This is a genomic window from Agarivorans sp. JK6 (genome assembly GCF_045277145.1).
Lineage (GTDB): Bacteria > Pseudomonadota > Gammaproteobacteria > Enterobacterales > Celerinatantimonadaceae > Agarivorans > Agarivorans albus.
On the sequence record NZ_CP113525.1, the window covers coordinates 2436263 to 2460300 of the forward strand.

The window sequence follows — 24038 nt, forward strand, 5'->3', positions numbered from 1 at the left end:
GTAACCTCAATCCATGGTTAATGTTATGAAACTGTTAATAGAGTATACAAACCAAACCTTTGTTTCAAACATTTGTTTAAATATTTGCAGGTGCCTGTTTTATATGACTATGGTAACGTTTAGTTATTGTTGACATTATTAAGTGACCCACAGTGTTTAAATTAATTAAGAACATATTTCGCTTTTTCTGGCGAACCTTAAACTTCATACGCTCTCTATTAGTTAATTTGTTTCTGTTGTTTATGGTTGTGATGGTCATCATTGCATTAAGCAGTGTTAGTCAAGAACCCGTTGAACCGCCGAGTGCTGCAGCTCTAAGAATTGTGTTAGATGGGCAAATAGTAGAACAGCGCCAACGTGTTAACCCGATGGCCGAGCTAAGTAACGAATTATTAGGTAACAACACAGAAAAAGAAATTGACCTGCACAATGTGGTTAAGGCCATTGATGAAGCCAGGATTGATAGCAACATTACCGGATTAGTGTTAGAGCTTGGTGCAATGCCAAATACCAGCCAAACTAAATTAGCAATTATTGGCAAAGCCTTAAAAAGATTTAAAGACAGCGACAAACCCATCATTGCTTATGCCGACTACTATGACCAGCACCAATACTATTTAGCCAGTTTTGCAGATCAGTTATTACTGAATCCAAAAGGCGCTGTATTGATGCGTGGTATGAACTCACGCCGTTTGTTTTTTAAAGATGCCATCGACAAGTTAGATATCACCACCCATGTGTTCCGTGTAGGAACCCACAAATCGTTTGTTGAGCCTTACCTACGCAACGATATGTCTGATGAAGCAAAACAGGATTTAGCGCGCTGGATGGACCAATTATGGTCAGCTTATCTAAATACCGTTGCTAACAACCGTCAACTATCGGTCAATCACCTTTTGCCTGAACCATCCGCTTTGCTAGCACGATTAAAAACAGTAGATGGCAACGGGGCTAGATATGCAGAAAAATTTGGTTTAGTTGACCAGTTAACTACCCGCGCTCAAGCTAAACAAATATTAGTGGATACTTTTGGTGAAAATGACGAAGGTGATAGCTATCAAGCTCGCCATTACGCTGAATATTTGCAAAACGTGGCAGATGAACCTTCTAGTGAAAACAAAATCGCCCTCATAGTTGCCCAAGGCGCCATTGTTGGAGGCCGCGGACAAGAAAAGGTAATTGCAGCCGACACCGTATTAGCCCAGCTCAATATAGTATTGGATGATGAGCAGATTAAAGCAGTAGTGATGCGCGTAGACAGCCCTGGAGGAAGCGCATTTGCCTCTGAGCTTATCCGTGAAAAATTGCAGCAAATCCAAGAACAAGGAATACCTGTAGTTGTTTCCATGGGCAGCGTAGCCGCTAGCGGCGGTTATTGGATATCATCAACTGCGGATCAAATCTTTGCTAGTCCTACAACCATTACTGGTTCTATAGGTATTTTTGGTATGTTTGCCACCTTAGAAAACGCCTTAGCCAAATTAGGCATTAGCAGTGATGGTTATGCAACCAGCCCACTCGCTGAGATTAGTCCTTTCCAGCCCTTACCAAAAGAGTTGGCCGAGATTATTCAACTTAATGTTGAACATGGATATCACGATTTTTTATCGCTGGTTTCTGCGGGGCGAGACATTCCATTATCTGACATGGAAAAGATCGCCGAAGGACGAATTTGGACTGGCCAAGATGCGCTAAACAACGGCTTAGTTGACCAATTAGGGGACTTAAACGACGCAATTGATTACGCAGCGAGTATAAACGAGTTGGATTCTTACCAAGTAGAAACTTTAACCCCTCCGCTTAACCCAAGAGAGCGCTTAATTGCCCAATTCTTTGACAGCCATATTAGTGCCGCTTTAGCTAATACTGTTCCTAATTGGCAATTGTTTAACCAAGTTGCTGAACAAGCGCCTGCAATAGACAAGTTTAGCGACCCACTTGGTCAATACAGCTTTTGTGCGGTATGTGAACAATTTTAACCCAAACTAAATAAACAAAATCGGCTAATTACTTTAGACAAACATCAGACTATAATTTCACAAATTCTTTGAATTATAGTCTGATGAATCGAAAATCAATATATATTGCTTATACTGGCGGCACCATAGGCATGCAACGTAGCGAAAGAGGCTACGTGCCAGTTGCCGGGTTCATGCGCGATTGCCTAGAGGCGATGCCGGAGTTCAAACGCGATGAAATGCCCGAATTCACGGTACATGAGTTTTCTCCCCTAATTGATTCCGCAGATATGGATCCGCAGCATTGGCAACTAATTGCTGAGGATATACAAGCCAACTACGAAAAATACGATGGTTTTGTAGTGCTGCACGGCACCGACACCATGGCTTACACAGCGTCAGCCCTATCCTTTATGCTGGAGAACTTAAGCAAACCGGTAATTGTTACTGGTTCGCAAATTCCACTTAGTGAATTGCGATCAGATGGGCAAACCAACTTACTAAATGCCTTATACCTAGCGGCGTATTACCCGGTTCATGAAGTATGCTTATTCTTTAACAACAAATTGTTACGGGGAAACAGAAGTACTAAAGCGCATGCGGACGGTTTCGATGCCTTTATGTCGCCTAATTTCCCGCCGTTGTTAAAGGCTGGAATTGATATTGTAGTTATCACAGGGCAAATTCGACCAACGGGGATTAGCGCTCTGCAAATTAGTCCCATTGTGCCGCAGCCTATAGGGGTAGTTAGCCTCTACCCTGGCATATCAACTGAAGTTATAGGAAATTTGCTACTTCAACCTGTTAAGGCGTTAATACTGCTAAGTTACGGTGTAGGTAATGCCCCACAACATCAATCAATGTTAGAGCAATTACAAGAGGCCAGCGATAGAGGAATTATTGTTATTAACCTTAGCCAATGTTTAACCGGTAAAGTAAACATGGGCGGTTATGCTACTGGCAATGCGTTAGCGAAAGCTGGAGTGGTGAGTGGTGGTGATATGACTACCGAAGCAGCACTGGCCAAATTACATTACTTGCTAAGTAAGAACCTACCTAGCCAGCGAATTCGCGAGTTACTTTGCCAAGACATTCGAGGCGAAATCTCTATTTAACTGTCATTCTGAGGAACACTAATAATAGTTTGGTCCTCTTTGTACTGACGTTTCAACTCTTGTTTGGATTTCATTACTAACTCACCATCTGTTCCAACAGTAAAATGCTGGGGCTGATGGTTATGTTTAGACTGATACAAGATAACCATTTGCTGGGTATGGTCTCGTTGCTCATCAGTTACTAGCTTGCCATCAGGCCAGCGACCCGTTTCAACCGCCGTTAGCATATTCTGGTAAATCTCAGGGCTAATTGCAGCTAACAATTTATCTACATCCATTTATCACTCCTATAATGTTATGGGAACACTAACAAACCGACACAACACTGCCAAGCTATATTCTGACCACTTAACTTAACTGGGCAAATTAGGAGAAGCTATATGGAAAATATTTGTGGTAATCTTAGCCCAATAAAGCATTGTTTAAATTGAATTCAGGGAAATGATTTGTCTTTAGTAAAGCCATTTGGCTATAGTTTTTTTTTAGTACTACCTCTAGTACTAAGTGGTTGCGATTCGGGATTTGATTTATTTGGCTTTGGTAGCCGCTCTGTTAAAAGCATTTGTAAAAACAACCCAGAGTTGTGTGAAGACTTAAATCGCGATGGCTGGTGTAAAAAAGAGCGCAATGGGGTGATCATTAGCCGCTTCAATGAAATGAATGAAGCGAGTGAAATAAACCAATACCAGCTCATTAAAAACTACCGAGACTATAATTTTTGCATTGAGCTAGCAGCCAGCATTGAACCTAAATACGACAAGTCTCGTAAAACTCAACGAGTAATCGGCTTACTAACTTCGCTTGAAGAGCTCGAGCGCCTAGAAGCTGAAACTAAAGAGTCTAACTACCCATTTTTGTCGATGTATCACTGGACACAGTTTCGCGATCAAGCAGCTGGACAACGCTTTCTTGCCCTTGAGGGAACAAATCAGCTTAATCACCCCGATTTACAGTGGACATTAGCTATTTACTACAGTGGCAAAGACGCTAAAAAGACTATCAACATCCTGCAAAATTCCTTTAAGTTGTTTGGTGAGGAAGAAACAATACCTGCCAAATATGCTGAAGCGATTACCTCTCAATACATGACGCTAAAAGATTACCGACATGCCTATTTGTGGGCTCAAGTTGCGGCCTTATTCGAAGATCATAGCAAGCAAGACTACTCCGGTCTTAACCACAAGTTAAAGCTTTCAGAAGAACAGCAGAAAGTATTGAAGGAAGAAGCCGGTATTATCTTTAAGCAAATAGAAAAAAGACAATACCGTTTATAGTTGCGAGTTTACTCAGCAGTAAAATCTAGAGCGACTGAATTAATACAGTAGCGCTCTCCTGTCTCGGTAGGGCCATCGTTAAATACATGGCCCAAATGCGCATCACACTGGCTACAGCGCACTTCGATCCGCTCCATATTATTACTTTGGTCTCTTACAAAAGTAACGACTCTACTCTCTGCAATCTTATCAAAACTCGGCCAGCCACAACCTGAATCAAACTTTGATTCAGAGTTAAATAGCGCCTGATTGCAGCAAATACAATGATAGACACCTTGCTGTTTATTGTGTAGCAAAGTCCCAGAAAATGGACGCTCTGTGGCTCCCTTTCGAGTTACTTGGTAAGCCATTTCACCTAACAAGGCATGCCATTCTTGCTCGTCTTTTACAATCTTACTCACGATTTTACTTGTTCCAACAATAACATTGATTTTGCTTTAAGTTTGACACTACTTACGCCCCGAAGTTTCTTTTCGAATATGGCTTGCTCATTTGCGGTATCCATTTGCTGACACCAAATTGATTTACCCTCGGCTGTTGGGATCACAAAGTCAATTTCATGAGAACTGGCATTTATAATCCATAACCAACGCTCTTTGGATTCTCGAAGGTTTCTTACTTCTACTGCTACTGCCCAACCGTGCGATTGATGCCAGTCTTCTTGGTGCATGTTCTCACCATCGTGACGATACCAGCGCACTCCATGTAATTGTGAATGACATTTTTCGTAGCTGTCATTTTCCAGCTGCAAATAATGAAAAACACGAGAACGTTTGCGCAGTGCCATAAGTTGCTGACAAAAGTTTAGAAACTGTTGTTGATCACGGTCCAAATTCCAGTCAAACCAGCTTATTTCATTGTTTTGACAGTAGGCGTTGTTATTGCCTTGCTGAGTTCGGCTAAGTTCATCACCACCAAGAAAATGCGGTACACCTTGAGATAACATTAGCGTTGCAAGTAAATTACGCTTTTGTTTACGACGTAAGGCTAAAACCTTCTTGTCTTTAGTTCGCCCTTCTTCTCCATAGTTGGCTGAAATATTATGGCCGTGGCCATCGCGGTTCTCTTCACCATTTGCATGGTTATGACGCTGCTCATAGCTAACTAAGTCTTCTAAAGTAAAACCATCGTGATAACAAATATAGTTAACGCTAGTATGAATACTTCTGCGGCTGGCTAAAAACAGATCACGCGACCCCATAATACGAGTCGCCATCTCGCCCAATAAACCATGCTCACCTTTCCAGAAGCCACGGCTGGTATCCCTAAATCGATCATTACACTCCATCCAGCGTTCAGGGAAGTGACCTAATTGATAACCATTAGGGCCGATGTCCCAAGGTTCTGCGATCATCTTCGCTTGAGACAAAATAGGATCTTGAGCCACCGCTTTAAAAAATGCAGCTTGACAGGTGTAATGGTTATTCTCGCGGCCCAGGCTAACAGCTAAGTCGAAACGAAAGCCGTCTACCTGCATCTCTTCAACCCAATAGCGCAAACTATCAAGCACTAGCCTCAAACTAACCGGGTGATCTAAACTAACGCTGTTACCACATCCGGTATTGTTGGCGTAATGACTATAGTCTGGGCTATCTCCAATCCGTTCAAACAGGTAATAGTGTTTGTTATCTAAACCTCTGTAACACAAGGTTGGACCATCATCACCAGACTCTGCAGTGTGGTTAAACACCACGTCCAAAATCACCTCAATCCCATTTCTGTGCAGCTCGCGCACCATGGTTTTGAACTCAATTAAGGCATTTGATTTAGCATAACGTGGCTCAGGCGCCATAAATAGTATTGGGTTATACCCCCAATAGTTACTTAAACCTAGGCCTTTTAATCTGGGTTCAGACATAAACGCAGCTGTAGGCAACAACTGAACGGAGGTAATACCTAAATCTTTTAGGTGCTTGATACTGGCGCTATCAGATACACCTAAATAGCTACCTCGGTGTTGCTCTGTGACTTGGGTATTTAACTTACTAAACCCTCTAACATGGGTTTCGTATAACACCATATCTTGGCGATCTACATTAGGTTTAGTCACACCTTGCCAATCAAAGTGATCATCACAAACAATACACTTAGGTATTAAGTCTGCATTATCTTCTTGGTAGGCTTTGCTATCCCATATTAGTGGACGAGTAATGGCTTTTGCGTAAGGGTCTAAAATGAGTTTTCTTGGATCGAACCAATTGCCGTGCTCGGGTTGATAAGCACCAAAAACACGATAACCGTAATATTGATTTGCCTTGATACCTTTCACATAACCAAAACGGATACCGCCTTGCTTGCCAGGTAAGACTAGGCGCGCAACTTCATTTTCATGTTCGTCGAATAAGCACAGCTCAATATGCTTCGCATCGCCGGCATGAATGGCAAAATTACAACCATTTTCGTCGAGAGTGGCGCCGAGAGGATAATCCCTTCCAGGGGAAACCTGAAAATGACTCAGGCTAAAAGGCAAAGGCTTTAATTGACTTCTTGTAGACATGCAAACCTTATTACCCCCTCGCTCCAGCAAGGGGGTATAAACAATGTATTTAATCTACTTTGATTAAATACAATGTTGATAGCGGTGGCAAGTTTAAAATCACAGAATTTTCGCGACCATGGCTAGCAACTGATTCAGATTGGAATTCAATCCCTGCATCATAGTTGCCGCCCCAGTACATTTCTGAATCTGAGTTCAAAATGATGCGGTAGCGGCCTTGCTCTGGCACAGCCAAACGGTAGTTATCACGAGGTACCGGGGTAAAGTTACTCACAACAATTACTTTTTGTTGGCTATTTAAGGCATTACGCTGGAATACCAACACACTTTTTTCCCAATCGTCGTGATCAATCCACTCAAAACCTTGAGTGTCATAATCACCTTCAAACATCGCTGGGTGCTCGCGATACACTTTGTTTAGCTGTTTAACTAACTCTTGCTGCCCTTTGTGTTTAGGATATTCCAGTACATTCCACTCAAGGCTTGAATCGTGATTCCACTCGCTAGCTTGTGCAATCTCGTTACCCATAAAGTTTAGCTTTTTACCCGGATGCGCATACATAAATGCGGTGTAAGCACGCAGGTTAGCAGCTTGTTGCCATTCATCACCCGGCATTTTCCCTAGCAATGAGCCCTTACCGTGAACGACTTCATCGTGTGAAATAGGCAATACAAAGTTCTCGTCATAGTTATAAACCATGGCGAAGGTAATTTCGTTGTGGTGATACTTTCTGAATGCAGGATCTTTTTGCATATAAGTTAAAGAGTCATGCATCCAACCCATATTCCATTTAAATCCAAAGCCTAAGCCGCCGGTAAATGTAGGGCGAGAAACACCCGCAAATGCCGTTGATTCTTCTGCGATGGTCATAGCATGTGGGTACTGGCGATAAACTTCTTCGTTGAACCATTTAAGTAAGCTAATAGCTTCGTAGTTATGATTTCCGCCATCTACGTTTGGTACCCACTCACCTTCTTCTCGTGAGTAATCCCAGTAAAGCATCGATGCTACTGCATCTACTCGTAAACCATCTACATGGAATTTATCTAACCAGATTAGAGCACTGGCAACCAAGAATTGGCGTACGGTATCGCGGCCAAAGTCATAGATGTATGAATTCCAATCGTTGTGCCAACCACGGCGTGGGTCTTCATATTCGTATAAATGCGTGCCATCAAATTGGGCTAAGCCGTGAGAATCACTTGGGAAGTGCGCAGGAACCCAATCAACAATAACGCCAATGCCATTTTGGTGGCATTGGTCGACTAAGAATTTAAAGTCATCTGGGTTGCCAAATCTGCTCGTTGGAGCGAACAAACCGATAGGCTGGTAACCCCAAGAACCATCGAATGGGAACTCGGAAATAGGCAATACTTCAATGTGGGTGTAACCCATTTCTTTGACATACTGGACCAACTCAACAGCTAGTTCACGATAGCTCAAATAGTTGTTGCCGGTGGCCTCAACTTTACGACGCCAAGAACCAAGATGCACTTCATATATGCTCATTGGTTGGTGACGCTTATCGTTATTTTGAGAGCGTATCCACTCATCGTCATTCCACTGATATTGGTCATGGTCCCAAACCACAGAGGCAAATGACGGGTACTGCTCAGAGCTAAAACCTACAGGATCAGTTTTATGTGGCAGCGAGTGACCATGGCGATCTTTTAATTCGTACTTGTACTTGGTACCAGAATCTAATCCTGGAACAAACAGCACCCAATGCCCATCTAGTGAACGCTGCATAGGCAGACGGCGACCATCCCAATGGTTAAAATCACCAATTAAACTCACACTTGATGCACTAGGCGCATACACACCAAAACGAACACCTTTTACTTGAACGCCGTCCACTTCAATGGTTTTAACTTGTGCGCCTAACACTTGGTAAAGGTTTTGCGGCGCGTGAGTCATTGTGGCTAAGCCATCATAAGCTAGGTCGGTAAATTGATATGGGTCTACTACTGTTAGTTTGCTGTCGGCATATTCAACTTCTAACTGGTAAGCAAAGTGCTCTTCAGCATCAAACTCTAATTCGAAAAGGCCTTGAGGAGATAACTGGCCCATAGTTCCCAAAACTTCGCCATTTAGCGACATCACAGTTATCGCTTTTGCATCAGGTTGCCAAGCCCTTAACACCAAGCCTTTACCTTTGGCTTTTGCGTTTAAACCCAGAGCATTAAATGGCTCACTTAAACGCACGCTGGACAATTGTTGAACTAATTTAGAAACCTGAGAAGACAAAGATTGTTTCATTATGTACTTACCTTAACGTCCTGAGAATAAGGGGATTTGGTCATTAATGCTTAGGTTAGCGCAACTCTTCGAGCTTTTCTCAATTAATCAGTAGTAAAGTGAGATAGAAAACATTTTCATAGGCAAAAAAAAGCGCTCCGAAGAGCGCTTGTTTATAAATGCATCAAATTTACTTGCTAGCTTTGTTACGAGCGTCTGTTAATGAATACATTAAGTGCTGTACATCGTGGTTGTTAAACAGGTCACTTAGGTTCCAAGTTAACTTACGACGCCAGTTTGGATATTCGCTTGAAGTACCAGGTACGTTAACTGGCTTGTCCATTTCCATCCAGTCTTCTAACTGAACAGATAACAAGTTACAGCTACCTTTTGCCATGTGTACTTGGATACCGTAGTTAAGGCCTTTATCCATGCCTACCCAGTTAACATCACGAGAGATGTAATCTGGAATACTTTGGTGACCGTGCAAGGTATCTAACAGCTTTTGTTTGTTCTCATGACGATCTTGGTAAAGGCTTTGTAGCACTTCTTCGTCTGGATAAATGCCTAGCTCACGACCTAACGCTAAATCATCACAATGCCAAAAACCGCGTAGGGTTGGCATATCATGAGTGGTTACCGCAGACATTGCCTGCTCTGGGTAATGAGCAGGTGAAATAAAGCCACCATCTTCAGCTTGTTCGAAGAAGAAAATACGGTAAGAGTGAACACCGTTTTCTTGCAGAACTTCGAAGATGCCGTCTGGAACAGTACCTAAGTCTTCACCAATGATTAAACACTGGTTACGGTGACTTTCAAGTGCCAAAATTCCTAGCAAATCTTGAATTGGGTAGTAAAGGTAAGCACCTTTATCCGCTGAATCTTCAACAGGAACTAGCCATAAGCGCAATAGAGCCATTGCGTGATCGATACGTAAAGAACCACATGAGCGCATGTTAGAACGGAATAAGTCAACCATCGGCTGGTATTGCTGTTCTTCTAGCACTGCAGGGTCCATTGGAGGCAAGCCCCATTTTTGACCAAGTGGGCCAAGAATATCTGGTGGAGCGCCAACACTTGCATCTAGAGAATACAAATCGCCGTTTGCCCAAATTTCAACACTACCTTCACTTACACCTACAGCTAAATCACGGTAAAGGCCCATAGCCATACCCGATTCTTTAGCCACTGCATCTACTGCTGCTAATTGCTCGTCGGCAATCCACTGCAACCACAAGTAGAAATCTACAGCCTCTTGGTTAGCTTTTACCCATTCAGCAACCGCTGGTAGGTGGTACTCTTTGTACTCGTCAGGCCATGCTGGCCAGCCCCAGGCGTTACCAATGCTATCGTACAAGTGAGCTTGTAGTGCATCGTAAGTAGCTTGAGCTTGTAAGCTTTCGCCGCCTTCTTTAATAAATGTACGGAAAGCGTTCGCGCGCTTAGTGCGACCTTTCTGAATAGTTTGGAACTGCTTGAACACCAGTTTAAGAGCTTCAAGTTTTGCTTCAGTTACACCGGTGTAGTCTACCCACTCGCTGCTGCGTAATTGCTCCAAACGGTTTTGGAAAGCAGCGCTAGCAACCAAGGCTGCAGCATCTGACTCAGCAAATTCGTTAATAGCTTCAACGTCGATATAAACAATGTTTAACCAACGACGTGAAGAAGGACTATATGGGCTAGCTGCTTCTGGGTTAGCTGGGTATAGCGAGTGAATCGGATTTAGACCAACAAAATCGCCACCGCGCTCGGCAATATTTTTAACTAAAACCTGTAAGTCTGAGAAGTCGCCGATACCCCAGTTAGTCTCTGTACGTAGGCAGTAAAGCTGTACACTTGGGCCCCATACTTTTTTGCCGTTAGCAATTTGTGGCTGAATGTAAGCAGCTTTAGGTGCAACGATGTAACGCGTTTCAGCTAAAACTTTACGGCCGCCTTTAACTGAAATGCTTAAAGTGTGGTAACCAATAGGTAACTCTAGGCTTAAGTTAACGATGTAAGCTTGGTACTCAACATCATTAATAGCGTGAGCTTCGATTAACTCACCATCTACAGGCGTAATCTGCCCTTTGAATTCTTCACCCTGCTCTGTTTTCAACTTCCAAGTGAATGCTTTATTAGCTAACTCGATAGGAACACGGATCTCTAATGGATATTCAGAAGCGACACGTACTACCTTTACTACTGGCATAACTTTTTGCCAGTAATTTAGTACATCTTCTTCATAGCGCTGTGCTAGTTGCTCTGCATCGTCTACAGGGTAACCTAACGCTCTTAGCAGTTTCGATTTGCTTTCAGGTACGACTTGCGCCGGATTTCCCCAAGCATCTACGTAGCTGGTTTCAATGCCGCGAAGCTTTACCAACTGTTCAATGATTTGATCTGACATAACATTTCCCGAGTTATTGCTTTTATCTAACTAATTATTGTTTTTTTAGCGCGTGTATTGTACTCATCCTAACGCTCGATTTATCGATCTAGCACAAATTTCGCTAAATTAATTTTATCTGAGATTGAGTGATATTGATTGTTTTTTTTTACTTCTAAGCTAATACTTCTTCCTGCAAATGTTAGCTTGCTCATTTTTAAACCATTAATTGATATCGCGCAAATTAATTGGCGATTGAACTTGACCAATTTTAAAAATGTTGTAAGTTTACAACCAATTTCTACATCTGTTAACACTTGGAACATTAGGTATCACTATGACAATTAAAGTTGGTATTAACGGTTTTGGCCGTATTGGACGTTTCGTATTCCGTGCTTCTGTTGAGCGCAGCGACATTGAAGTAGTAGGCATCAACGACTTAATCGACGTTGAATACATGGCTTACATGCTTAAGTATGACTCAACTCACGGTCGCTTCAACGGCAGCGTAGAAGTAGTTGACGGTAACTTGGTAGTAAACGGTAACGTTGTACGCGTTACTGCTGAGCGTAACCCAGAAGACCTTAAGTGGGACGCAATTAGTGTTGATGTAGTTGCTGAAGCAACTGGTATCTTCCTAACTGACGAGACTGCTCGTAAGCACATCACTGCTGGCGCGAAAAAAGTAGTTTTAACTGGTCCTTCTAAAGACGCTACTCCTATGTTCGTAATGGGCGTAAACCAAGAGTCTTACGCTGGTCAAGACATCGTTTCTAACGCTTCTTGTACTACTAACTGTTTAGCGCCTATCGCTAAAGTACTAAACGACAAGTGGGGCATTGAATCTGGTCTTATGACTACTGTTCACGCTACTACTGCTACTCAGAAAACTGTTGACGGTCCTTCTGCTAAAGACTGGCGCGGTGGTCGTGGTGCTTCTCAAAACATCATCCCTTCTTCAACTGGTGCTGCTAAAGCTGTAGGTGTTGTACTTCCTGAGCTAAACGGCAAACTAACTGGTATGGCTTTCCGCGTACCTACTGCTAACGTTTCTGTAGTTGACCTAACAGTTAACCTAAAAGAAGCTGCTAGCTACGAAGAAATCTGTGCTGCTATGAAAGCTGCTTCTGCAGGCGAAATGGCTGGCGTACTTGGTTACACTGAAGACCAAGTTGTTTCTCAAGACTTCATCGGCGAAACTCAAACTTCTGTATTCGATGCAAAAGCTGGTGTTGCCCTAACTGACAAATTCGTTAAAGTTGTATCTTGGTACGACAACGAAATCGGTTACTCAAACAAAGTTCTAGACCTAATCGCTCACATCTCTAAATAAGATATGTAGCTTTTAGCTAGAATAATAAAGCGACCTTTGGGTCGCTTTTTTTATAGGTAAAAATCATGATCTTAGAAAAGCTTAAACTAAAAGTTGTTAAGCAAATAGATAACGCGGTGTTTGAAGTAAGCAATACCGAAGGCATGGAATTTTATTGGATTGATCACCCAAAAGCGAAAGCACTCATCGCCCAGCAAGGCGCTCATCTTGTCTCTTACCGCCCTAACCCAGGTGAAGAAACCCTTTGGCTAAGCGATGATAGTCTGTTTACCCAAGGGAAAGCCATTAGAGGCGGAGTTCCCATCTGTTGGCCACGCTTTGGCAACTTAGGTGATGACAGCCTTCCGAAGCACGGCTTTGCTAGAACAAGCCTTTGGTGTTTAGATGAAATCAATACCAGCGAGGATAGCTGCTCAATTCGTTTGAGTCTAAATCATAGCGCTACGCCAGGCATTGCATTAACTTGCTTGTTTACCTTTACAGATAATCTTTGTTTAGACTTAGTCACCAAGAACAACAGTGACAATAAGTTTGAGTTCACCGGGGCCTTGCACAGTTATTTCATTACAGATGTAAAAAAACTACACATCGGATCACTTGGAACCCAACATTTTGATTCTTTAACCCAAAAAGTTACGGTTGAATCAGCTGGTTTTAAACTTAGTGAAGAGACAGATCGTATTTATCTGCAGTCAGCAGATAGCAATTTAATCACTAATGGTGAACGTTCATTAAACATTCATCATAGCGGTAATGACAGCGTAGTTGTTTGGAACCCAGGTGAACAGTTAGCGAACCAAATGGATGATGTTAGCGACTATCGCCAGTTTATCTGTGTTGAAACGGCTATCACTCAATCCCCGGTCTGTTTAGCGCCTAAGCAATCTCACTGCTTACAACAAATTATTTCTTAACAAAAAAGCCCTAGGCATTACACCTAGGGCTTTTAGTTTCAAACCGATTAAGAATTACACTTTAGTAATGCCAAACACTTGGTTCTCTTGCTCTTGCACACGGATGAAAGTGGTGCGTTTAGTCAGCTCTTTAAGCTCAGACGCGCCAACGTAAGTACATGCTGAACGAACACCACCAAGAATATCCTGAACGGTAAGTTGTACACTGCCTTTATAAGGTAGCAGCACCGTTTTGCCTTCAGAAGCACGATATTCGGCTACACCACCAGTGTGTTTGTCCATAGCTGTTTGAGAGCTCATTCCATAGAATTTCATGAACTTATTGCCATTTTCTTCTACAACTTCGCCGCCATTTTCTTCGTGCGCTGCTAACATGCCACCGAGCATAACAAAATCAGCTCCACCGCCAAATGCTTTAGCTACATCACCAGCCTGCGTACAACCGCCATCACCGACAATTTGACCACCAAGACCATGTGCGGCGTCTGCACATTCGATAATAGCTGATAGTTGTGGGTAACCTACTCCAGTTTTAACGCGCGTTGTACACACACTGCCAGGGCCGATGCCTACTTTTACAATGTCCGCACCACTAAGAATTAGTTCTTCAACCATTTCACCGGTAACTACGTTACCAGCCACGATAACTTTATCAGAAAAAGTTTCGCGCATTTTACGCACATAACCGACAAAGTGCTCAGAGTAACCATTAGCAACATCTACACAAATAAATTGTAAGTTACTATTCAGCGCCAAAATCTGCTTAGTTTTTTCAAAATCTGCGTCTGAAGTACCGCAACTCACCATCAGATACTTAATTTTATCGGCTGACATGCTGGCTAAAAACTGCGACCACTGTTCGATAGTGTAGTGTTTATGAACTGCTGTCATCATTCGGTGCTCGGCCAATGCTTTTGCTAAACCAAATGTCCCAACTGTATCCATATTGGCAGCAATTACAGGCACACCTTCCCATTGACTACCAGTATGTTTAAAGGTAAACTTCCGTTCTAGTACAACCTGAGAACGGCTCTTCAAGGTAGAGCGCTTGGGTTTGATTAAAACGTCTTTAAAACCCAGCTTTATATCTGTTTCAACTCTCATCTACTTCTCTGCTAGTTATTAGGCACAAAACCCAAAAAGTATAGCAAATCTTTATTGATGATAAAAACATTAATACAGCTTTTTGCGCGCAACGTTTAGATACAAAAAAGCCTGCAACTCGTGCAGGCTTTTTTAGAGAGAAACGGTTAGGCGTTACCCTTAACCTTAATTTGGTTAGTCTTGGCAAAACCTAGCATTCGATTTAGCGGTACTAAAGCTTTATCAATTAAGGCTTCATCAACAAATACTTCTTTGCCACTAGCATCCATTAGCGCCTCTTCTATTGCCTTCAAGCCGTTCATAGCCATCCATGGACAATGTGCACAAGAGCGACAAGTGGCGCCATTACCACCCGTTGGCGCTTCAATCATTTCTTTATCCGGACAAGCTTGCTGCATCTTATAAAAGATACCTTTATCGGTAGCAACAATAAGCTTTTGGTTTGGCAACGTTTTGGCTGCGGCAATAAGCTGGCTGGTTGAACCAACAGCATCTGCAATATCTACAACGCTTTCTGGTGACTCTGGGTGAACCAACACTGCTGCATCAGGGTATTGTTGCTTAAGTTGCTTCAAGGCTTTTGCTTTGAACTCATCGTGCACAATACAAGCACCCTGCCACAACAACATATCAGCACCTGTTTGTTTGGCAACATAACCACCTAAGTGTTTATCCGGAGCCCAAATAATTTTGTGCCCTTCAGCATCTAAGTGCTCAACCACATCTACCGCAATGCTAGAGGTAACCACCCAATCGGCACGCGCCTTAACAGCAGCAGAGGTATTAGCGTATACCACTACAGTATGGTCTGGATGGGCATCACAAAACTCTGCAAACTCTTTTTCTGGGCAGCCTAAATCTAGTGAACAAGTCGCCTCTAGAGTTGGCATAATGACTTTTTTTTCTGGTGTTAGGATCTTGGCCGTTTCGCCCATAAAGCGCACGCCAGCCACTAACAATGTTTTAGCTGGGTGATTGTTACCAAAGCGAGCCATCTCTAAAGAATCGGCAACGCAGCCGCCAGTTTCTTCAGCCAACGCTTGGATCTCAGGGTCTGTATAATAATGAGCAACCAACACCGCGTCCTGCTCTATAAGCAATTGCTTAATGCGTTCTTTGTGCGCTGCGCGCTGCTCGGCATTAAGTGGAACAGGCTTAGGAGGAAATGGGTAAATTGATTCGTTAAAATATTCGAGCTGTTGCATAACTACATCTGAGATAAAAATAGTCCGAGTATTATACACGGCGATGTTAGCTAATGGCAGCTATTGGACTAAAGAATTAGTCTAGTTCTTGGAGATAAACATTAAGAAATGGTGGGTTGTGAAGGATTTGAACCTTCGACCAATTGATTAAAAGTCAACTGCTCTACCAACTGAGCTAACAACCCTTAGAAAGTAGTAGCAACAACAGCAGTGGTGGGTTGTGAAGGATTTGAACCTTCGACCAATTGATTAAAAGTCAACTGCTCTACCAACTGAGCTAACAACCCGTTACTGTTAATGCATATTTTGAAACGAAGAAGTGGTGGGTTGTGAAGGATTTGAACCTTCGACCAATTGATTAAAAGTCAACTGCTCTACCAACTGAGCTAACAACCCATAACGTTTCAAAATAGTGGTGGGTCGTGAAGGATTTGAACCTTCGACCAATTGATTAAAAGTCAACTGCTCTACCAACTGAGCTAACGACCCACTAAAAGTGGTAATAGAAGTGGTGGGTTGTGAAGGATTTGAACCTTCGACCAATTGATTAAAAGTCAACTGCTCTACCAACTGAGCTAACAACCCACAAATTCTATTACAGCAAAGTATCAAAGTGGTGGGTTGTGAAGGATTTGAACCTTCGACCAATTGATTAAAAGTCAACTGCTCTACCAACTGAGCTAACAACCCGCTCTGAACTTCAGTTAAATCCGCTTCAATTTGCTTGCGCAATTGGCCTGACTCAACGGCGGCCTATGATACGGATTTAAGACTGTTGTGCAACAGTAATTTGAATCTTTTTTTCTAAGCGTTCAGCAAATAAGCAACCAGCTTCTTGTTTGTACAGAATTTTGAATTTACTGAACTTTATTTGCTAAAACTTAGGCTACAACTTAGCTAAACGCGTTTGCGCCAAACCCGCAGCTGCAGTGTTTGGATGCTCTTTAACTACCCGAGTAAACAGCGATTTTGCTTCAGCATTGTTATTTTGAAACTGGGCAATGATACCTAATTTTAACAATGACTCAGCCACCTTATTAGAATCGGGATAATCGTTAACAACTTTATTAAACTGCTCAGACGCTTGATCACGCTGTCCACGAGTATATTGTAGCTGGCCTAGCCAATAATGCGCATTTGGAGCGTAACTAGATTTTGGATAATCCTTGATGAAGCTTTGAAATGCAGGAATAGCTGCATCGTAGTCTTTATCTTGCATCACTAATGCAACAGCCGCATCGTAGGCTTGGTCTTCACCCGCTGCCACAGGAGCAGCCTCAGTGGCGGCTTTAGCAGTAATTGGTGAAGCCTGCAGTTGGGCAAAGCGACGATCTAACTCTTGGTATATTTCACGCTGACGCTCGATCAACTGCTCTATCTGATAATTACTTTGTTCTAACTGCCCTACCATCGTCGACATGCTATCAGACATATCTTCAACCTGGTTTTGCAAGTCTAATTGAACCTGGTTACGCGCCTGTAACATACGTTCTAAACGCTCTATGCGCTGCTCCATAGTAAGATTACTCGAAGACAGAGCCACAGAGTTGTTTGCAACGGTGTTAGCGGAGCTTGCACCCGCTTCTTCTACTGGCGCAGCGGCGTGGATTTGGGCTGAAAATAAAACGGCTACAGAAGTAGCCGTAATCATATTAAGTTTCATAAATTACTCTACACAATCAAGCGTATTAATAAACTAACACAGCGCGACGATTCTTAGCCATAGCTGCGTCGGTATGAGAGTTATCTACTGGCTTTTCTTCACCGTAGCTAACAATAGAAATCTGTGACGCCAACACACCTAAACTTTGTAGGTACTTTGATACAGCTTTACCACGACGTTCACCCAAAGCGATGTTGTACTCAGGCGTGCCTTTTTCATCGGTATGGCCTTCGATAAGTACTGTAACCGATGGGTTATCACGTAAGTAACTTGCATGCGCTTCTAAAATTTCTGCAAACTCATCACGAATGTCTGAACGGTCGAATTCGAAGTAAACCACTTGGCTTTGACGAAGTTCAGCGGCTTTTTGGCGTTCTTCTTCTTCGGCACTTAGTACTGGGTCTACTGCACCTACTTCAACACCGCCATTGGTTTGGCCTTCGTCAGTGGTGCTATCTTCAATAACAACACCACCTGCTTTATCTTGCTCGCTTACATCACTATCGCTGGTGTTGTTTGAACTACAAGCGGCTAAGCCTGCAAACGCTAGTCCTAAAAATACGGTTTTTACTACTCTTTCGAATTGCATTATGGATTCCTTATGATCACATAGTTTTTGTTAGTTTAAGAAGGGTGACCAAGCAGGGGCTCTTACACTGCCCTCTTTAGCTGGTAAAGTCGCTTTAAATCTTCCATCCATGGATACCAATGCTAACACTTGGCGCCCACCTGCTACCGTGCTGTACATAATCATACTGCCATTGGGTGCAATAGTAGGAGACTCGTCCAGTTGAGTCCTAGTCAATACTTGCACGTAGCCAGTATCAAAATCTTGTCGAGCAATTCGGTATTGCCCATTAACTCGACTAACCATCACCAAGGCCGAACCATCGGGGGTGACAGAGCCACCTAAGTTCATTTCGCCTTCCCAGGTTACTCGGTTAACTTTATTGGTATCGATATTCACCTTGTAAATTTGTGGTTTACCACCGCGCTCCGAAGAGAATAACAGCTCACTGTTACCATTTGGCAACCACGTTGGCTCGGTATCAATACGGCGATTTTTGGTAATGCGTTGTAACTTTTTAGTTTCTACATCTATAACGTAAATATCAGGCTGGCCATCTTTAGACAATACTAACGCGATACGTTTACCGTCTGGAGACCACTCAGGAGCGCCGTTAATCCCAGTAAATGATGTTAGCTTTGTTCGTTGCGACGTATAGATATCTTGTATGTAAATCTCTGCGGTGCGGTTTTCAAAACTTACATAAGCTAGCTGACGACCATCTGGTGACCAAGATGGCGACATTAATGGCTCTTGTGAACGCAGTAAGGTTTTTTCATTATGCCCATCGTAGTCTGCAATTCTTAATTGATAAGGGTAATTGGCTTCATTATTAACCACTACATAAGCGATACGGGTCAAAAATGCACCACGCTCGCCAGTTAAAGCTTGATAAACACCGTCAGAGATTAAGTGCGCCATTTGTCGAAGCTGAGCTTTTGCAACGCTTTTAAAACGGTCTAAAAGTATATGATCTTGACTAGTAACTAACTGACCATCTTTAAGCTCTTGTTTATTACCGGCAGTGACTTGTCCGCGCAACACATCAACAAGTGAATAGCTGACTTTATATTTGCCGCCATCTAAAGCTTCTACATTGCCAAGTAACACAGCCTCAACCCCTAAGGCAGCCCAAGCTTCATAATCTACTTGCTCTGCAGTTTGAGGGGTTTGCGGCATTTCGCTAATCGCAACAGGGTTAAATTTCCCTGAACGGCGCAAATCATCTGCCACTACTTTAGCTAAATCTAGCGGAACGTTTCCATGTCCCTTCCAAACAAACGGTACAACGCCCACTGGCCTTGCACTATCTACGCCTTCCGTGATTACAATTTCTAGGTTAGCTTGAGCAACATTCATAAATGCAAACAAAAAGCCCACACTCACTAAGAATTTTTTCATCATCACAGCTATTCCGGTTTAAGAGTTAAAGTAATATTTTTCATTTTTTCAAATACATCAGGATCTTTTGAAACAGGTAATGATACTGCTTTTTTGATTGCTCTACGTGCAGACTCACAAACAGCAGCATCCCCTTTCCCATCGCCAATACTGGTAACAAAACCGCTTGAAGCCAAGGTTAATTGTATTTGACACTGTTTACCAAGCATACTTGGTTCTATTAACCAGTTTCGTTGAATAGTCGACATAATCAACGCGCGATATTTATCTACTTCACCCAGTACTTGTCGTTGGTGACGCGTATTAGCTTCAGCTGCCATTTCAGCTTGCATTAAGCGCTCAAACTCAGCTTCTTGGCGAGCAATTTCAGCCTGTCGCTTCCGTTCCGCTTCAGCCTTAGCGGCTTTTTCTTTGGCGATACGGGCTTCTTCTTCTTTGCGTTTACGTGTTTCTTCAGCTTTGCGTGCAGCCTCTTCGGCTTTCTTGGCCGCTTCTTCTGCTTTACGTTGCTCTTCAAGCTTACGCACTCGCTCTGCTTCTGCCGCGACTGCTGCAGCTTCAGCGACTTTACGTTGCTCTTCTTTCTTTTTGCGTTCAGCTTCGGCTTTAGCCGCTTTTTGCTGCTCTAGCTTTTGTTTTTCTTGCGCCCGACGAGCTTGCTCATCAGCTTTGCGCTTTGCATCTTCTTTTTGGCGTTTTTCAAGTTCTAGTTGCTTAATGCGTTTTTCTTCGGCTAAACGTTTTTTACGCGCCTGCTCAGCTTCTTTTTCAACTCTTTCTATTCGCTGTTTTTCTTGGTCTGCTTTATCTTTTTGTTGTTGCTTAATCCGCTCAACTTGCTGGCTAACCTGATTAATATCTACAGCAGTGGCGTTGATAATTGGAGCACTAGGGGTAGGTGTTAACTTTACGCGCTCAAAATCTACCGACCACACCAAGGCAACAAATAGCACTGCATGCAACAGTATTGAAATAACGATAGATAAGCTAAAAGGCGACTTCAATGCTATTCCTATTTTAACTTTCGTCTGGCTGAGTCATTAAACCCACAGACGGTACGCCAGCACTTTGCAGCAACACCATCAGGTTAATTACTTGCTCATAGCGAACATTTTTATCACCACGCACCACCACGGGTAAATTAGGGTCTAATTGCAAATGAGCCATCACAACAGCTTGTAGATCATCTCCAGAAAGAGACTGATTTGCAGAGCCATCATCTTCACCGGTATCGAGGAAGTATTGGCCACTTTCGGTTACCGTAGCAACTAAAGGCGGCTTACTATCTTCTGGCATTGCTTCAGCGCTGGCCTGAGGAAGATCGACCTTCACACCTTGGGTTATTAGCGGCGCTGTTACCATAAAAATAATCAACAATACCAACATCACATCGATGTAAGGCACAACGTTAATTTCGGCAACTAAACGTCGTTTAGGACGTTGATAATGATTCACGCTAGCTCCTCTTAATTACTACCGCTGTGTGTTTGGCGATGTAAAATGCTAGAGAACTCTTCCATGAAGTTAGCGTAGCCGTGTTCAAGTTTAGCTACGCCCGTAGAAAAACGGTTAAAGGCAATAACAGCGGGAATTGCTGCAAATAAGCCCATTGCTGTCGCGATAAGTGCTTCTGCAATACCTGGAGCTACCATGTTCAAACTTGCTTGTTGAACTTCACCCAATGCAATAAAGGCATTCATAATACCCCACACCGTACCAAATAGGCCGATATATGGGCTAATCGAACCTATGGTGGCGAGCATGGGTAACTGATTTTCTAGTGATTCAACCTCACGCGATAACGATACCCGCATGCTACGGTAAGTACCGTCCATTACTGCATCGGCGCTACGGCCACTGGTTTTATGTAGACGTACATACTCGCGAAAACCCGAGTGAAAAATTTGTTCCATCCCCTGCAGGTGATCTGCTCGGGCGTTACTCTCTTGGTAAAGCTTATTTAGGTCTACACCAGACCAGAACTTTTGTTCAAAAGCATCGCTAGCAGTTTTAGCAGCCTTTAAAACGCGATTACGGTTAATAATCATGGCCCATGAATAAACAGACATACTCACTAACAACAGCATTACAAACTTAACTAATAGGCTCGCCTGCCAAAACAAGCCGATAAATGACATATCAGAGTGCACCGAGTAAATCCTCTTTTAACGTTTCAGGAATGGCCGTGGCCTTCATTGATGACAATGTGACACAAGCTACAGTAACCATTCCCTGGGCGATGACTTGTTGATCAGCATTTCTAATGGTTTGTTCAAATACCAAGCTGGCTCTTTTCATTTTATTGATGGTGGTTTCTACCGAGAGCATTTGGTTGAATAAAGCAGGAAGTTTGTAATCGATATTTAGCGAGCGCACAACAAAACACAAATCTTGTTTCATTAATACATCTTGATCATAGCCAAGCTCGCGCAACCATTCTGTGCGGCCTCGTTCGAAGTACTTAATATGGTTGGCATGATAAACCACCCCGCCAGCATCGGTATCTTCGTAATAAACCCGAACAGCTAAAACCGACATTAAACCTATCCCAAATATATAATTACAAATTACTATACACAGGCTGGTGCCCAAGGTTAAGACTCTAAACACTTAATTTAGATAATTGACAAAGAAAATTGGAATAACGGCTTAAAATTAAACACTTTAAGCTCATTTTTTGGCTATGCTGTCGTTATTAAACGACAGCATTTTTATCGTTTAGGAAGGTCTAAACCGAGGTGTAAATAGGCTTTATCACTGGCAATGCGCCCGCGAGGAGTGCGTTGCAAAAAACCTTGTTGAATCAAGAAAGGTTCTAGTACATCTTCTATGGTTTCTTTATCTTCACCTATTGCAGCTGCCAGGTTGTCTAAACCCACCGGGCCACCAGCAAAAGTTTCGGTAATGGCTTTAAGTAACTTGGTATCCATATAATCGAAGCCTGCACTGTCTACGCTAAGCAAATCGAGTGCTTGTGCAGCAACTTGTTGAGTGACTTTGCCATCAAATTTCACATCGGCATAATCACGAACTCGACGTAATAAGCGATTTGCAATTCGAGGCGTTCCTCGAGAACGTTTAGCTACTTCCCAGGCCCCTTCGTCATCTAAGTCTAAATTGAGATAATGAGCACTTCGTTTAACGATATCGGATAAGTCTTTAGTATTGTAAAACTCTAGACGCTGTACGATGCCAAACCTGTCACGCAGAGGAGAGGTTAGCATTCCTGCTCGAGTGGTTGCACCAATCAAGGTGAAAGGCGGTAAGTCCAGCTTAATCGAACGCGCTGCTGGTCCTTCGCCGATCATAATATCCAGCTGATAATCTTCCATTGCTGGATATAACACTTCTTCAACTACAGCACTTAAGCGGTGAATTTCGTCGATAAATAATACGTCGCCAGGCTCTAAGTTGGTTAACAGCGCCGCTAAGTCACCGGCTTTTTCTAACACCGGGCCAGAGGTGGTTTTAATGTTTACATCCAACTCGTTGGCAACAATATTAGCCAAGGTGGTTTTACCTAGGCCAGGTGGGCCGAAAATGAGCAAATGATCTAAAGCATCGTCGCGACGACGAGCAGCTTCAATAAAAATTTCTAACTGCTCTACAACCGCGTCTTGACCGGTGTAATCTTCAAGCTTTTTGGGTCTAATCGCTCGATCTACACTCTCTTCTTCAGTTACTGGTGTGGCTGCAACCAAACGGTCAGCTTCAATCATCTAGTTTACCTTTATTACAGTGCCGCTTTTAAGGCTTCTCTAATCAGCTCTTCACTACTCATGCCGCTGGTCCATACTTGTTTAACCAACTTATCAGCTTGATTACCTTTATAACCCAAAGACTCTAATGCAGCGATGGCTTCATCTCTTGGATCTACACTTGCTTGTAAAGGTAAATCGCCATGGCTGCTTAGGCTATCACTAATTGGCGTTTCTGGAAGTTCTACATTCCAGTTTTTCAAGCGGTCTTTCATTTCTACCAATAAACGCTCGGCGGTCTTCTTTCCAATGCCTGGCACTTTCACTAGGCTCGATAGATCTTCATGTTTAACCGCAAACACAAACTGCTCACAACTTAAACCAGATAAAATAGCTAATGCTACTTTGGGCCCAATGCCATTTACTTTTATCAACTCTCTAAACAAAGAGCGTGAAGCCTTATCATGAAAGCCATAAAGCAGTTGAGCATCTTCTCGTACGATGAAGTGAGTCAACAAGCGTACCGACTCGCCCAGCTCTGGTAGCTGGTAAAAGCAATTCATAGGTAGCTGAATTTCGTAGCCTACTCCAGCCACATCAATTAAAACAAAGGGGGGGACTTTTTCTTCTAAGATACCTTTAATGGTAGCGATCACTGCATAAACTCCTAAACTAACTGCGCTTAGCTTAACTCAAAGACT

At 42.9% G+C, this 24038-nt stretch carries 21 protein-coding genes and 6 tRNA genes; 5 read left to right on the forward strand and 22 right to left on the reverse strand.

Features of this window, described 5'->3' with window-relative positions; all coding sequences use genetic code 11:
• The first annotated feature begins 152 nt into the window (after positions 1–152).
• The gene (sppA, locus tag OV592_RS11350) at positions 153–1979 is read left to right on the forward strand and encodes a signal peptide peptidase SppA (protein ID WP_406608653.1); all 1827 of its coding nucleotides are present in this window, start codon (positions 153–155) and stop codon (positions 1977–1979) included.
• 83 nt (positions 1980–2062) lie between these two features.
• A complete protein-coding gene (gene ansA, locus OV592_RS11355; RefSeq protein ID WP_406608654.1) occupies positions 2063–3073 on the forward strand; it encodes an asparaginase in 1011 nt (336 codons plus the stop codon).
• Here the strand turns inward: ansA and OV592_RS11360 are convergent.
• Positions 3070–3351, reverse strand: a complete 282-nt coding sequence (locus tag OV592_RS11360; RefSeq protein WP_338621355.1) for a DUF1315 family protein — start codon at positions 3349–3351, stop codon at positions 3070–3072. The two genes, ansA and OV592_RS11360, sit on opposite strands and share 4 nt — an antisense overlap.
• Before the next feature lie 168 nt (positions 3352–3519).
• On the opposite strand from OV592_RS11360, the gene OV592_RS11365 reads away from it, so the two are divergent.
• Positions 3520–4347: a DUF2989 domain-containing protein gene (locus OV592_RS11365; protein ID WP_406608655.1), complete on the forward strand. Its 828-nt coding sequence runs from the start codon at positions 3520–3522 to the stop codon at positions 4345–4347.
• An 8-nt stretch (positions 4348–4355) separates the two neighbouring features.
• Here OV592_RS11365 and msrB read toward each other — a convergent pair whose 3' ends face one another.
• The 4 genes from msrB to malQ form a co-directional block, all read right to left on the reverse strand.
• Complete coding sequence (msrB, locus tag OV592_RS11370) at positions 4356–4748, reverse strand: peptide-methionine (R)-S-oxide reductase MsrB (protein ID WP_406608656.1); 393 nt, start codon at positions 4746–4748, stop codon at positions 4356–4358.
• Entirely contained in the window at positions 4745–6844 is a 2100-nt protein-coding gene (gene glgX / locus OV592_RS11375; protein ID WP_406608657.1) for a glycogen debranching protein GlgX, read from the reverse strand. Before glgX ends, msrB begins: the two co-directional genes overlap by 4 nt.
• Before the next feature lie 49 nt (positions 6845–6893).
• Positions 6894–9104: a 1,4-alpha-glucan branching protein GlgB gene (gene glgB / locus OV592_RS11380; protein ID WP_406608658.1), complete on the reverse strand. Its 2211-nt coding sequence runs from the start codon at positions 9102–9104 to the stop codon at positions 6894–6896.
• A gap of 169 nt (positions 9105–9273) precedes the next feature.
• The gene (gene malQ, locus OV592_RS11385; protein ID WP_406608659.1) at positions 9274–11472 is read right to left on the reverse strand and encodes a 4-alpha-glucanotransferase; all 2199 of its coding nucleotides are present in this window, start codon (positions 11470–11472) and stop codon (positions 9274–9276) included.
• A 316-nt stretch (positions 11473–11788) separates the two neighbouring features.
• Between malQ and gap the strand changes: the two genes are divergently transcribed.
• Entirely contained in the window at positions 11789–12784 is a 996-nt protein-coding gene (gap, locus tag OV592_RS11390) for a type I glyceraldehyde-3-phosphate dehydrogenase (RefSeq protein WP_016403289.1), read from the forward strand.
• 65 nt (positions 12785–12849) lie between these two features.
• Positions 12850–13698, forward strand: coding sequence for a D-hexose-6-phosphate mutarotase (locus OV592_RS11395; RefSeq protein WP_406608660.1), 849 nt, complete (start codon positions 12850–12852; stop codon positions 13696–13698).
• 54 nt (positions 13699–13752) lie between these two features.
• Here OV592_RS11395 and OV592_RS11400 read toward each other — a convergent pair whose 3' ends face one another.
• The 17 genes from OV592_RS11400 to ruvA form a co-directional block, all read right to left on the reverse strand.
• Positions 13753–14802: a GMP reductase gene (locus OV592_RS11400; protein ID WP_406608661.1), complete on the reverse strand. Its 1050-nt coding sequence runs from the start codon at positions 14800–14802 to the stop codon at positions 13753–13755.
• Between the two features lie 146 nt (positions 14803–14948).
• On the reverse strand, positions 14949–16007 hold the full coding sequence (gene nadA / locus OV592_RS11405) for a quinolinate synthase NadA (protein WP_406608662.1): 1059 nt from the start codon (positions 16005–16007) through the stop codon (positions 14949–14951).
• Between the two features lie 109 nt (positions 16008–16116).
• Positions 16117–16192: transfer RNA gene (locus OV592_RS11410), tRNA-Lys, on the reverse strand.
• A gap of 26 nt (positions 16193–16218) precedes the next feature.
• Positions 16219–16294: transfer RNA gene (locus tag OV592_RS11415), tRNA-Lys, on the reverse strand.
• Between the two features lie 33 nt (positions 16295–16327).
• Positions 16328–16403, reverse strand: a tRNA-Lys gene (locus OV592_RS11420).
• Positions 16404–16420: 17 nt separating this feature from the next.
• Positions 16421–16496, reverse strand: a tRNA-Lys gene (locus tag OV592_RS11425).
• 20 nt (positions 16497–16516) lie between these two features.
• Positions 16517–16592, reverse strand: a tRNA-Lys gene (locus tag OV592_RS11430).
• Between the two features lie 29 nt (positions 16593–16621).
• Positions 16622–16697, reverse strand: a tRNA-Lys gene (locus OV592_RS11435).
• Between the two features lie 196 nt (positions 16698–16893).
• Positions 16894–17670: a tol-pal system protein YbgF gene (ybgF, locus tag OV592_RS11440; protein ID WP_016403007.1), complete on the reverse strand. Its 777-nt coding sequence runs from the start codon at positions 17668–17670 to the stop codon at positions 16894–16896.
• Positions 17671–17695: 25 nt separating this feature from the next.
• Positions 17696–18259 (reverse strand): peptidoglycan-associated lipoprotein Pal, encoded by a 564-nt coding sequence (pal, locus tag OV592_RS11445; RefSeq protein ID WP_406608663.1) that lies wholly within the window; start codon positions 18257–18259, stop codon positions 17696–17698.
• Positions 18260–18289: 30 nt separating this feature from the next.
• Positions 18290–19639, reverse strand: a complete 1350-nt coding sequence (gene tolB / locus OV592_RS11450) for a Tol-Pal system beta propeller repeat protein TolB (protein ID WP_406611427.1) — start codon at positions 19637–19639, stop codon at positions 18290–18292.
• An 8-nt stretch (positions 19640–19647) separates the two neighbouring features.
• On the reverse strand, positions 19648–20643 hold the full coding sequence (gene tolA, locus OV592_RS11455; protein WP_406608664.1) for a cell envelope integrity protein TolA: 996 nt from the start codon (positions 20641–20643) through the stop codon (positions 19648–19650).
• A 13-nt stretch (positions 20644–20656) separates the two neighbouring features.
• Positions 20657–21094, reverse strand: a complete 438-nt coding sequence (gene tolR / locus OV592_RS11460) for a protein TolR (protein WP_338621365.1) — start codon at positions 21092–21094, stop codon at positions 20657–20659.
• 11 nt (positions 21095–21105) lie between these two features.
• Positions 21106–21789: a protein TolQ gene (tolQ, locus tag OV592_RS11465; RefSeq protein WP_016403012.1), complete on the reverse strand. Its 684-nt coding sequence runs from the start codon at positions 21787–21789 to the stop codon at positions 21106–21108.
• Positions 21779–22177 carry a tol-pal system-associated acyl-CoA thioesterase gene (ybgC, locus tag OV592_RS11470; protein WP_220718022.1) on the reverse strand — a complete coding sequence of 133 codons (399 nt, stop codon included), beginning with the start codon at positions 22175–22177 and terminating at the stop codon, positions 21779–21781. The genes tolQ and ybgC overlap by 11 nt, the downstream gene beginning before the upstream one ends.
• A 173-nt stretch (positions 22178–22350) precedes the next feature.
• Positions 22351–23358, reverse strand: coding sequence for a Holliday junction branch migration DNA helicase RuvB (gene ruvB, locus OV592_RS11475; RefSeq protein WP_406608665.1), 1008 nt, complete (start codon positions 23356–23358; stop codon positions 22351–22353).
• Positions 23359–23372: 14 nt separating this feature from the next.
• Positions 23373–23993 (reverse strand): Holliday junction branch migration protein RuvA, encoded by a 621-nt coding sequence (ruvA, locus tag OV592_RS11480; protein WP_249483117.1) that lies wholly within the window; start codon positions 23991–23993, stop codon positions 23373–23375.
• Positions 23994–24038: the final 45 nt, after the last annotated feature.